Annotated in this window: 10 protein-coding genes and 1 tRNA gene; 4 read left to right on the forward strand and 7 right to left on the reverse strand. The window is 67.4% G+C overall.

Annotated elements, in window-relative coordinates:
* Window positions 1-190 precede the first annotated feature (190 nt).
* Both FV217_RS04370 and FV217_RS04375 read right to left on the reverse strand, forming a co-directional pair.
* A tRNA-Lys gene (locus tag FV217_RS04370) sits at window positions 191-266 on the reverse strand.
* 248 nt (window positions 267-514) lie between these two features.
* Window positions 515-2071: a 2-isopropylmalate synthase gene (locus tag FV217_RS04375; RefSeq protein ID WP_147814661.1), complete on the reverse strand. Its 1557-nt coding sequence runs from the start codon at window positions 2069-2071 to the stop codon at window positions 515-517.
* A 454-nt stretch (window positions 2072-2525) separates the two neighbouring features.
* Here FV217_RS04375 and FV217_RS04380 point away from each other — a divergent pair, with 454 nt between their 5' ends.
* A complete protein-coding gene (locus tag FV217_RS04380) occupies window positions 2526-2876 on the forward strand; it encodes a hypothetical protein (RefSeq protein WP_147814663.1) in 351 nt (116 codons plus the stop codon).
* Here the strand turns inward: FV217_RS04380 and FV217_RS04385 are convergent.
* From FV217_RS04385 to pdxY, 3 genes are read right to left on the reverse strand one after another with little or no spacing between them, the layout of a single operon-like run.
* On the reverse strand, window positions 2867-3592 hold the full coding sequence (locus FV217_RS04385; RefSeq protein WP_147814665.1) for an NUDIX hydrolase: 726 nt from the start codon (window positions 3590-3592) through the stop codon (window positions 2867-2869). The genes FV217_RS04380 and FV217_RS04385 overlap by 10 nt on opposite strands.
* Window positions 3585-4505, reverse strand: a complete 921-nt coding sequence (locus tag FV217_RS04390) for a PhzF family phenazine biosynthesis protein (RefSeq protein WP_147814667.1) — start codon at window positions 4503-4505, stop codon at window positions 3585-3587. The genes FV217_RS04385 and FV217_RS04390 overlap by 8 nt, the downstream gene beginning before the upstream one ends.
* Before the next feature lie 25 nt (window positions 4506-4530).
* Window positions 4531-5382: a pyridoxal kinase PdxY gene (pdxY, locus tag FV217_RS04395; RefSeq protein ID WP_147814669.1), complete on the reverse strand. Its 852-nt coding sequence runs from the start codon at window positions 5380-5382 to the stop codon at window positions 4531-4533.
* Window positions 5383-5536: 154 nt separating this feature from the next.
* Between pdxY and FV217_RS04400 the strand changes: the two genes are divergently transcribed.
* Both FV217_RS04400 and FV217_RS04405 read left to right on the forward strand, forming a co-directional pair.
* Window positions 5537-6058 (forward strand): DedA family protein, encoded by a 522-nt coding sequence (locus FV217_RS04400; RefSeq protein ID WP_147814671.1) that lies wholly within the window; start codon window positions 5537-5539, stop codon window positions 6056-6058.
* Window positions 6059-6120: 62 nt separating this feature from the next.
* Complete coding sequence (locus FV217_RS04405) at window positions 6121-6930, forward strand: cobalamin-binding protein (protein WP_147814673.1); 810 nt, start codon at window positions 6121-6123, stop codon at window positions 6928-6930.
* 106 nt (window positions 6931-7036) lie between these two features.
* On the opposite strand, the gene FV217_RS04410 is transcribed toward FV217_RS04405, so the two are convergent.
* Entirely contained in the window at window positions 7037-8668 is a 1632-nt protein-coding gene (locus FV217_RS04410) for an autotransporter-associated beta strand repeat-containing protein (protein WP_147814675.1), read from the reverse strand.
* Window positions 8669-9373: 705 nt separating this feature from the next.
* Here FV217_RS04410 and FV217_RS04415 point away from each other — a divergent pair.
* Window positions 9374-9859 carry an MmcB family DNA repair protein gene (locus tag FV217_RS04415; RefSeq protein WP_147814677.1) on the forward strand — a complete coding sequence of 162 codons (486 nt, stop codon included), beginning with the start codon at window positions 9374-9376 and terminating at the stop codon, window positions 9857-9859.
* 169 nt (window positions 9860-10028) lie between these two features.
* Here the strand turns inward: FV217_RS04415 and FV217_RS04420 are convergent, their stop codons facing one another.
* A complete protein-coding gene (locus FV217_RS04420) occupies window positions 10029-11024 on the reverse strand; it encodes a glucokinase (RefSeq protein ID WP_147814679.1) in 996 nt (331 codons plus the stop codon).
* Window positions 11025-11125 lie beyond the last annotated feature (101 nt).

Genomic DNA, 11125 nt, shown 5'->3' on the forward strand with positions numbered 1-11125 from the left:
GCGCAAAGCTACGACGCAGCGCGTCCGCAATGGAGGCTGGACGCCCAGATGTTTGCGGAGCAAAATATTGAGCTCGCAAGCCGGCATTTTCGAAGGAGTTAAAGCAAGAAGGTCGCAAGCGCGGCCCCGTAAAGCAGGTCGCACGTTCCGGGTTAGTTCACCCGAAGCAACCGCTGAGTATTTTAATGATTGGTGGGCGCACTAGGGTTCGAACCTAGGACCCGCTGATTAAGAGTCAGCTGCTCTACCAACTGAGCTATGCGCCCGTCGCCTAGGCGGCGGCGCGGGGTCCACCAAGTCCCCCGCGAGTGAGGGGCTGATAGCAACGCCGCCGGGGGCTGTCCACCCCCGACGGCCTAGTTTTTGGGGCAATCGCCGGAAAGCGTTCGCCCCCCGTTTTCTCGGCCTCGTTTGCCGGCGCCCGCCTTCGCGGGCTCCGGCCTTCGCGCTGCGGAGCGCTCTTCGCGCCCCGGCGCCGTTGGAGCGGCTTCCCGTTATCGCTCGCGACGGTCCTTCACACCGTCGCGGCGTGCTGCGCATGCAGGCGCACGGATGTCGCCGAGAGCTTGTTCAGCGCCGAGAGATAGGCTTTCGCGGAGGCCACCAGCGTGTCTGGATCGGCCCCGCGGGCGGTCATGCTGCGCTCGGCGGCCTTGAGGCGCACCGAGACCTCCGCCTGGGCGTCGGTGCCCTCGGTGACTGCGTGGACCTGATAGAGCTCGAGCACGGCATCGTGCGGTACCATCGCCTTGATGCAGTTGAAGACCGCGTCGACGGGGCCGTTGCCGTCGGCCTCCTCGGTGAAGGTGCGGCCGTCCATCATGATCTTCATGGTGGCGCGCTGCGGCCCCCGCGTTCCGGCGATCACCGAGAGCGAGACGAGGCGGATGCGGTCGTGTGCGGTGGCGAGGTTTTCGTCGACCAACGCCTCGATGTCCTCGTCGTAGACGTGCTTCTTGCGGTCGGCGAGCGCCTTGAAGCGCTCGAACACGTCCTGCAGCTGGTTGTCGGAGAGCGACAAGCCCAACTCCGTGAGCTTGGAGCGGAAGGCGGCCCGGCCGGAATGCTTGCCCATCACCAGCGAGGTCTTGCTGAGGCCGACGGAGGCCGGCGTCATGATCTCGTAGGTCTCGGAATGCTTGAGCATGCCGTCCTGGTGGATGCCGCTCTCATGCGCGAAGGCGTTCCGGCCGACGATGGCCTTGTTGTACTGCACCGGAAAGTTCGTAGCGTGAGACACGAGCTTCGAGGCGCGGGTGAGCATCGTCGTGTCGATGCCGGTCTCGAACGGCATCACGTCGGAGCGCGTGCGGATCGCCATCACGACCTCTTCGAGGGCCGCGTTGCCCGCCCGCTCGCCGATGCCGTTGACGGTGCACTCGACCTGCCGTGCCCCGCCCTCGATTCCGGCCAGTGAGTTCGCGACCGCCAGACCGATGTCGTTGTGGCAATGCACCGAGAAGATCGCCTTGTCGGCATCCGGCACGCGCTCGCGCACCTGCCGGAACATGGCGCGATACTCCTCGGGCGTGGTGTAGCCGACGGTGTCGGGCAGGTTGATCGTGGTGGCGCCGGCACGGATCGCGGCTTCCACGCAGCGGCACAGGTAGTCGATGCCGGTGCGCGTCGCGTCCATCGCCGACCACTCGACGTCCTCGACGAGGTCGCGCGCCTGGGCGACCGTCTTGAGTATGATCTCGACCACCTCGTCCTCGGTCTTGCGCATCTGGTAGGCGAGATGGATCGGCGAGGTCGAGACGAAGGTGTGGATGCGGCCGCGCCGGGCGTGCTTCACGGCCTCGCCCGCGCGGGCGATGTCGGCGGGGATGGCGCGGGCGAGGCCGGCCACCGTCGCGCGCTTGGTGCGCCGGGCGATCTCGGTCACGGCCTCGAAATCGCCGTTCGAGGCGATCGGGAAGCCGGCCTCGATGATGTCGACGCCCATCGCGTCGAGCAGCTCCGCCACCGCGAGCTTCTCGTCGAGGGTCATGGTCGCGCCGGGGCATTGCTCGCCGTCGCGCAGCGTCGTGTCGAAGATGACGACGCGGTCCTTTTCGGAATGACTGGTCATGATCGTTGCTACCTTCTCAGGTGCTCAGTCCCCATCAGCGGGAGTGGCACCGAAACCCGGGATCGGTTGTCCGAAGCGCGTCCCCTGAAGGCCCAGGCGACCACGCCCGGACGGCCCTCAGGGGCGGGTAAGGAGAAGGCCGGCGAGAAGGTTTTTTGCGCGCGCGCTCGCCACCGCTCGAGCGGCAGGCAGCATCGTCAGCGCTGAGCCGGCGGAAGCCACGGCTCGATTCTCCTCGGACGGGGGCAAGCCGGCATGTCGCCGACCCCTGAATTCCGTATCTAGCTTTGGCGCCGGGGCCTGACAAGCGCGCGGTCGCAGCCGAGTGATGCGCGCCGGCCGCATCTTCCCGAAAACGCATGTCGCACGGAGCACCCGCGATTGACCCTGCGCCGGCTGCGGCTCAGCGTCCCGCCCTGTCGTTCCACGTCCTCGCAGTTCCGGAGACGTCGCCATGCCGATCCGCCATTCGGGTCTCGCCCTCGCCGCCTTCCTTGCCGCCGGCTCGCTTTGCGCCTGCAACAGCCTGTCCGGCGTGACCGGGCCGACCGCCGCCGCGGCGCTACCGCCTGCGCCGGCTGCGCCGGCCCTCGCCGAACTGCCCAAGGGCAGCGGCTGCGGCCCGACCATCGCCCACACCCAGGCCGTGGTCGACAGCGACGTCGCCACCGAGAACCTGAACGCAGCGGTGGGCAAGCGCTTCAGCGCCGACCTCGATGCCGCCGCAAGCGCCTGCGCGGCCGGGAAGAGTGCCGAGGGCATCCGGCTCCTCGCGGCGGCCAAGGCGCGCTACGGCTACCGCTGAGCCAAGGCGTCCTCGAGATAGGCCCGTACGAAGCCCGGCATCCGGGCCGGGTCGATGTCGGCCGCTCCACGCACGACGACCAGACGGCCGAGTTCCGGCTCCTGCTCCTGACGGCGATGCGCTTCGACGCGCGTCAAGAGCGCGTCGGCGCTCGCCGCGAACCGGACCGGCCGCAGGAAGGCGAGCTGCCCCTCCCCGCGCAGCAGCACCCAGGGTGCGGTCTCCGCGCCATCGGGCAAGGCGAGGCCGGTCTCCTCCAGAAGCTCGCGCGCGGCACTGCCGGCGAGATCGACGAGGCCGCCGGCGCGAACGTCGTCGCGGTCGGGCGTGCCGCAGGGGAAATAGACTTGACCGGCATTGGCCGTGTGCGCCGCCATCTCTCCGAGCAGGATCGCCCCATCGGCGGTGTGCGGCACGATGGCCGAGAAGGCGTTGAACACGCTCGCATCCGGCGATCCGAGATCGCGCGACGCAAGGAACCGCGAAAAGCGCGTCTCGAAGAACGTCACCGCGCAGGCGCCGTCGCGGATGGTGCAGCCTGGGCTCAGCAGCACGGTGCCGTCGAACATCGCCGGCTTCTCGGAGACCCGCCGCCGCCAGTTGCGGTCGATCGCCTCCGCGTTCTCGCGCGCCCAGGCCCAGTCGTGCGCGACGAGCCGGGCCGAGACGATGGCGAGACGGCTGAGCGTGAAGCCGTGCCGCGCGCCCTCAGACAAGCAGCGCGCCCTCGCTGACCACCACCGCCGCGCCGCCGATCTCGACGGAGCGCAGGGCGCCGGCCTCGACCACTGCCTGCAGGGCAATCTCGCTGGGGCGCCCCATGGCGTAGCCCTGGCGCAGCACAACGTCGTGCGTGCCGTCGCCGAGCTTTTCGAACTGCATCAGCACGCCCGCGAAGGCGGCGGCGGCCGAGCCCGTCGCCGGGTCCTCGACGATGCCGAGATTCGGCGCGAACAGCCGCGCCTGATAGCGCCGGCCGTTCGGGGCGGGATCCGGCGTGTAGAGGTAGAGCGCGCCGGTCTTGCCCGCGGCCACCGCGCGGTCGAAGGCGGCGGTGTCGAGCCGCGCCCGGTCGAGGGCGTCGCGGGTGGCGACCGGCACGAAGGTGAAGGGCACGCCCGCCCCGTGCCGGCTCGCCTTGTGCCGGGAGAAACCGACCTCCCCCGGCTGCAGGCCGAGCATCCCCTCCAGGATGCTCGCCTCGAGTCCGTCGCCGGCGAAGACCGGCAGGCCCGGCACCTTGAAGCGGGCGCGGCCCCGGCCCTTGCCGGTCTCGACCAGGCAGGGGACGATGCCGATCCCCTCCTCCAGTCCGAAGGCGGTGGCGTCGGCCTGGGTCTCACTCTTGTGGGCGGCCCGGTCCTTCAGCGCGAGGAGCACCGCCGTCCCGATGGTGGGGTGGCCGGCGAAGGGCAACTCGGCGAGCGGTGTGAAGATGCGCAGCCGCGCCCGGTGGCGCGCCTCCTGCGGCGGCAGCACGAACACCGTCTCGGACAGGTTGAACTCCCGCGCGATCGCCTGCATCGCCGCGTCGTCCAGCCCCTCCGCATCGAGCACCACCGCGAGCGGGTTCCCGGCGAAGGCGGTCTCGGTGAAGACGTCGAGGGTGACGAAGCGGCGGCGGGTCATGCTGTCTCCTGTACCAGGGACCATCTCATACGGCTTCGACCGGAAACACCACGCTCGGGCTCACGAACTCGTCCTGCGCCTCGACGGTGAGGAGTTCGGTCGAGCCGGCCTCGGCCGTCTGGCGCAGCAGCCCGTGGATCGAGGCGCCGGCCATGCCGAGCGCGGTCGCCGCCGAGCCGGTGCGCAAGTAGTGCACGAGAAACAGCGCCGCGACGGCATCGCCCGCGCCGCTCACGGCCTTGAGGTCGAGGCGCGGGGTGCGCAGGCGCCAGAAGGCACCGCCCTCCCCGGCCAGCATGTCGATCGCGTCCGGCGGCGTGGCGTCGGTGGCGAGGGAGGTCACCAGCACCACGCGCGGCCCGAGCGCCTGGACGGCCTGCGCCGCCGCCTTGGCCTCGCGCAACGTGGCCGTCGGCAGGCCCGAGAGCAGGTTCAGCTCGAACTGGTTCGGCGTGACGATGTCGGCGGCCGGCACCGCCCGCTCGCACATGAGCTCGCTGATGCCCGGCCGCACATAGATGCCGGAATGGGTGTCGCCGATGACGGGATCGCAGCAATACAGCGCGTCCGGGTTGGCGGCCCGCACCTGGGCGACCGCGTCGAGGATCGCCGTGCCGATATCGGGCGAGCCCATATAGCCCGAGAGCACCGCGTCGCATCGGCCGAGCACGCCGCGCTCCGCCACGCCCTGTACGACCTCCTCGATGGCCGGACCGTCGAAGACGCGGCCCCTCCAGGCGCCGTAGCCGGTGTGGTTGGAGAACTGCACCGTGTGGATCGGCCAGACATCCACGCCCATGCGCTGCATCGGAAACACCGCGGAGGCGTTGCCGACATGCCCGTAGGCGACGTGGGACTGGATCGACAGGACTTGCATGGGTCTCCCCTCCAGGGGGCGTCGAGGGTCTGCCTGATAGCCGAGTTTGCGGCCGGCCGCACCGGATCGCATGACGAGTGCGATGGCGACGCTTGCTGGCGACGCCCCGACCGGTCACAGGGAACCTGCCGCCGCAGCCCGAGACGCCGAAGACATGGATTTCGACGCCATCCGCCAATCCGTCCTCGGCTTCGTCGAGGTGCACAAGGCCTGGACGCCGCTGATCGCGGGCTTGCTCGCCTTCGGCGAGTCCGTCGCCTTCCTGTCGCTGCTGGTGCCGGCCACCGTGATCCTCGTCGCGATCGGCGCGCTGATCGGCGTGAGCGACATCTCCTTCTGGCCGGTGATGATCGCCGCCGCGGTCGGCGCGGCGCTGGGCGACTGGCTGTCCTACGAGTTCGGCCGCTACTACAAGGAGGGCGCCAAGTCCTTCTGGCCGATGAGCCGCTACCCCGAGCCGACCCGCCGCGCCGAGGACTTTCTGCGGCGCTGGGGCGCCGGTGCGGTGGCGATCGGGCGGTTCTTCGGGCCGGTGCGCGCGGTGATCCCGCTCATCGCCGGCATCTTCGGGGTGAACCGGATTCCGTTCCAGATCGCCAACGTGCTGTCGGCGGCCGTCTGGGCCTTCGTGCTGCTGGCACCTGGCGCCGGGCTGATCGCCTGGTTCCACGGTTAGGCGTCCGCCATGTCGAGCGAAGTGGGTCCGGTTCGCGCGAAGACATTGCGGAAACCGGATTGATGCGGCGGTTTCCCCCGGAGCGCATCGTCTGCCTGACGGAAGAGACCGTCGAGACGCTGTATCTGCTGGGCGAAGAGGACCGCATCGTCGGCGTCTCGGGCTATTGCGTGCGCCCGGCCCGCGTCCGCCGGGAGAAGCCGCGCGTCTCTGCCTTCACCAGCGCGGATCTCCCAAAAATTCTGGCGCTCGACCCGGATCTCGTCCTGGCCTTCTCGGACCTTCAGGCCGACATCGTCGCCGACCTCGCCCGGGCCGGCATCGCGGTCCACCTGTTCAACCAGCGCGACGTGGCCGGCTGCCTCGCGATGATCCGCACGCTCGGCGCCCTGGTCTGCGCCTCCGACAGGGCCGAGGCGTTGGCGCAGGGCTACGAGCGGGACCTCGCCGCCGCCGTCGAGGCGTGCCGCGGGCGGGTGCGGCCAAAGGTATACTTCGAGGAATGGGACGAGCCGATGATCTCCGGCATCGGCTGGGTCGCCGACCTGATCCGCGCCGCCGGGGGCGACGACGTGTTCCCGGAGCTCGGCCGGGCACAGGCTGCCAGGGACCGCATCGTCACCTCGGAGCAGGTCGTAGCCGCCGCCCCCGACGTGATCCTCGCCTCGTGGTGCGGGAAGAAGGTCAACGTCGCGCGCATCCGCGAACGGCCGGGCTGGGACGCGATCCCGGCCGTGGCGTCGGGGCGCATCCACGAGATCAAATCGCCGCTGATCCTGCAGCCGGGGCCGGCAGCGCTGACCGATGGGTTCGCGGCGATCCGGGCGGCGCTCGGCACCGTCTCGGTCGGACCGAGTTCACGCGCGGTCTGAGCCTCGCGCCGTAACCTGCGCGGCTGAATGGCGACAGGCCGGGTGCCGTGGTCGCACCCGACCGCGATGCCTGCGTGCCCGTTGGCAGGGCACCTCCTCGGTCCGCTCAAGCGTGCATCGGAGATGGGCCGAGGATGAGGTCGTGACCCGAGATCAGGGTCTGCAGGGAGACGTCGGCGCCGACCCCGTGCAAAGTCGCCAGCTCACGGCCCGGCCCGGCGGAGTTGCCGGCGGGATTGAAGGACAGCGTGGCGTCGGCGCCCGAGTTGGTGAGGCTCAGGTGGTTGCCGATGTAGTCGGGTGACCCCTGGATCAGGCTTGCGCTCAGGTGCGATTCGGACAGGATCCGGCTGAGATCCAGGACGTCCTCCTTCAGGCGGAAGCCGACGATCTGCTCGTCGCCGCCCTGCAGCAGGACCGTGTCCTGTATCCCGTCCTGCAGGACGGTCGGGGCGCTCCCTGCACCGGACCCGGCAGTGCCGGCGAGGGTGCCGTGCGCCGCCTCGGCCGACAGTGTCTCCCCACCCGACAGGCTCGCGACGGTCTGTGCCGAACCGGTCCCTCGGATCAGCCGGAGGGCCGAGCCCGACGCCCCGTCGTTATAGACCTGGAACGTCCGCCCGGCGTAGTTCCCGCTCAGTGCGAAGCTTTCGCTGACACTGCCGCTGGTGACGGTGAGGGTGTTGCCGTCGAGCGCGGACTTGGCGCCGGGGGCATAGCGCAAGCCCCGGAGGTCGAGCGTGTCGCCATAGTCGAAGTTTGCGATGACGTTGCCGAAGGTTCCGCCGGGCGCGCCGAGGGCGGCGGCATCGAGCTGCAGGGTCTGTGCACCGTTTGCAAAGGTGATCGCACCGGTGCCCGCCGCCTGCGCCGAGGCCAGTGCGAGCCGGCCGGCATTGACGATGGTGCCTCCGCTATAGGTGTTGGCTCCTGTCAGCGTGAGGGTTGCCAAACCTGCCTTCACCAGAGAGCCGCCCGTTCCACCGCCTAGGCCGCCATCCAGAATGGAGCCCGAAACCGTCGTATTTCTGTTCAGGCTGCCGACCGTGAGCTGATTGGAACCGAGGTAGTAACTGCCGGCTCCTGCAATCGAGCCGGCGCTGATCCTATGATTGTCCTGCAGCCCGGCCGTGGACGAAAAATCGACGACTCCAACGGTCCCGTCCTCCGGCGACGCGTTGTTGGTGATCTTGGCAGATCCGGCGGTGCTTTGATCGTCGAACGTCAAGTAGGCTCTCGAGCCGACCGTGATGTCGGCCGTTCCCGCCGTGCTTCGACCATAGAAGGCCGCCGCTCCGGTTTCCATGGGGCCACCATCGATCTTAATCTTACTGTTTGCCGCGGTACTCTGATCGCGGAACTGCAAAAAGCCGAGAAAACTGACATCGATCGTTGCGCGGCCAGCAGAACTGCTGTCGTCAAAACCGACGACCCCACTGCTGACGATCCTCGAAAGTGCCGCGTTGCTGTGATTCCGGAATACGACAGATTCGTTGATGCCCAAAAAGGTTGCTCGTCCCGCGTTGGAATTGTCGTAAAAAACCGTATTTCCATAATTATTGATCGTAAAAGAATAGCCCGCAGTGCTGTTGTTGTGAAAACTTATATTTCCATATGTGCTGAAGATTTTTGCCTTGGCAGCTGTGCTTGCGTTGAAAAACCTGAGCTGATCTTCGCTCGAAAGATCATATTCTTTCGAGCCTGCAGAATGCGCGCCAACGAAATCGATCGTAGCCATCGCGTTTCCTCCCTTCAAAGATCAAGACCGCGTATTCTGCATACAAAGCAGAATTACGCTTTCGAAATCGAGGTTATGCTCATAGGTTAAAATTATATATTTATATAGCCAAGTTTCGGCGCATCGAGCGCTGATTCGATATCAGTTAAATCAATTTTGCAGGGCAATCCATACCTATCTTCAAGCTATCGCACGAAAGCTTCGGCGGTAAAACGATTCGAGGAAATCATAGAATTAAAATTTAATTCTTGGACAAATATTTGAATCGTTACGTCGAACCGTAAAATGGCACGCATGTGGCGGTCATGATGTATTTATTGCGCAGCCGAAATATAATCTGTATTTTATAATGTAGATTTATAAATTATTACTGCAAAGTGTTTTGCGATCGAATTCGAGCAAGAATGAATTCTATCGCCCGTCAATTGGAAAGGCGGTGTTATGTTGCAAAAGATCATAAGGCAGTCCGAACGGTTTCGGATAGCTGGGCCACACGGAAAGCCAAGCCAGAGTTTCGACCGCCTGCGCCGTGGCGTTTCGGACATCACCCACGACGCAAGGCCAAGCCACCGCAAATCGGCGTCGCAAGGATATTAAAGACATTATAGGATATGTTTCACGTGAAACATCGCGTGAAATCGGGGGGGATGACAAGCCGGGCGCCAGCTGATTCAGTCGTACGGTCCCGAAGCTGCCGGCCCGCCAATGTCCGCTGCCCTCGCATATGCCATCCTGCCCCCCGACCGCCGCCAGTCGGCCACGGCGCTTCATGTTCAGCGTGGGGTGCGCCGGCTGTTTTCGGAGATGGGCTGCGTCTCGCTGCCCGAATTCTCGCTCGCGAACGGCCGGCGCGCCGACGTGATCGCGCTGTGCCCGGCCGGGCGCCTGACCATCGTCGAGATCAAGTCGAGCGTCGCCGATTTCCGCGCCGACCGGAAATGGCCCGACTACCGCGATTTCTGCGACCGCTTCTTCTTCGCGATTCCCGAAACGGTCCCTGAGAGCCTGATTCCGGAGGAATGCGGGCTCATCGTCGCAGACGCCTTCGGCGCCGCGATCCTGCGCGCACCGGCCGACCATCCGCTCAGCGGGGCGCGCCGCAAGGCGGTGACGCTACGCTTCGCCCACGCGGCGGCGGGGCTGCTGCATGCGCTGGCCGATCCGGGGCGGGTGAAGGATGGGGCGCTCTGAGGAGCATCTTTCGCCGACCGAGTGCGTATGTGCGCCTCCGTCATTCCCCGGCTCGCCGCAGGCGAGAACCCGGAACCCGCCCGTGATGCCCGAGGCTGGGTCAGGGCGAGGCGCCCGAGTTCCGCTGCGCGGCCCCGGGATGACGGGCTGAACTGCGAGACGAGCCCGCTCACCCCTGCCAGCTCTGCCCGTGATAGATGAACCGGTCGCCCTCGCTCGCCAGCGCGGCGAGGCCGTTCACGGCCGGGTCGTGCACCGTGATGACGCTGGTCGGGATGTCGCGCATCATCGCCGCGAAGGGCGGCTTGTGCTCGAAGGCCTTTCGGAAGCCGCCGTCGTTCAGCACCTTCAGGATGCGCGGGGCGATGCCGCCGCCGATATAGACGCCGCCCGTGGCCAGGAAGGTCAGTGCGAGGTCGCCGCAGACCCGGCCGAGATACTTTGAAAACAACCGGATGGCCGCGTCCGCGTGCGAATCGTCGCCCGAAAGGCCTGTCTCGGTCACCGTCGCCGGGTCGATGCAGGTGCCGTCGCCGCCCGCGCGGATGCGCCTCACGGCGGCATGCAGGCGCGCCAGCCCCGGACCCGACAGCAGCGCTTCCACGGTGACCCGGCCTTCGAGCCGCGCGATGCCCGGCCAGATTTCGAAGTCCTCGTCGTCGACGGGGCCGAAATCGGTGTGGCCGGCTTCCGTCGAGACGATGGCGAGACGGTCCTCGTAGGGCACGAGGGCGGCTGCGCCGAATCCGGTGCCGGGGCCGAGCACGACACGGGCGCCGCGGCCGGCATCGGTGGCTGCGCCGATCGGCGAGAGGTCGCCCGGCGCAATGCCGGCGGCGCCCGCCGCCACCGGCACGTAGTCGTTCACCACCACCACGCGCGACAGGTCGAAGTCGTCGCCGATGCGGGCAGCCTCGATTGTCCAGTCCGCGTTGGTGAGCTGGACGGAGGGCGCGTCGACCCGGCCGGCGATGGCGAGGACGGCCGAGCGCGGCTGCGGGTCTCCGCCCTTTCGGAGGGAAGCGCGGATCGCGGCGCTGATGTCGGGATGGCCCCTGGTCGGCTCGTGGGAGAGCGTGCGCGGCGTCGCGCCTCGCTCATCGAGCACCCAGAAGCGGGCGTTCGTGCCGCCGACATCGCCGAGGAGGACGGGGAATTCGAACATGGCGTGGGGCCGTCTTTGGATCGCTGCCGCCAGCCGGACCGGCATCGGGCAGCGTATCAGAGGGGGCGTATAACGTCAGGCTGCCGGCAGCGCATCGGGGT

It is taken from the genome of Methylobacterium sp. WL9 (assembly GCF_008040035.1).
GTDB lineage: Bacteria > Pseudomonadota > Alphaproteobacteria > Rhizobiales > Beijerinckiaceae > Methylobacterium > Methylobacterium thuringiense.

Bases quoted from the DNA above. Each gene is read 5' to 3' on its own strand.
- FV217_RS04420 (WP_147814679.1), bottom strand. From the start codon at position 11,024: ATGTTCGAATTCCCCGTCCTCCTCGGCGATGTCGGCGGCACGAACGCC.
- FV217_RS04380 (WP_147814663.1), top strand. From the start codon at position 2,526: ATGCCGATCCGCCATTCGGGTCTCGCCCTCGCCGCCTTCCTTGCCGCC.
- FV217_RS04405 (WP_147814673.1), top strand. From the start codon at position 6,121: ATGCGGCGGTTTCCCCCGGAGCGCATCGTCTGCCTGACGGAAGAGACC.
- FV217_RS04390 (WP_147814667.1), bottom strand. From the start codon at position 4,505: ATGACCCGCCGCCGCTTCGTCACCCTCGACGTCTTCACCGAGACCGCC.
- FV217_RS04415 (WP_147814677.1), top strand. From the start codon at position 9,374: ATGTCCGCTGCCCTCGCATATGCCATCCTGCCCCCCGACCGCCGCCAG.
- pdxY (WP_147814669.1), bottom strand. From the start codon at position 5,382: ATGCAAGTCCTGTCGATCCAGTCCCACGTCGCCTACGGGCATGTCGGC.
- FV217_RS04400 (WP_147814671.1), top strand. From the start codon at position 5,537: ATGGATTTCGACGCCATCCGCCAATCCGTCCTCGGCTTCGTCGAGGTG.
- FV217_RS04410 (WP_147814675.1), bottom strand. From the start codon at position 8,668: ATGGCTACGATCGATTTCGTTGGCGCGCATTCTGCAGGCTCGAAAGAA.
- FV217_RS04375 (WP_147814661.1), bottom strand. From the start codon at position 2,071: ATGACCAGTCATTCCGAAAAGGACCGCGTCGTCATCTTCGACACGACG.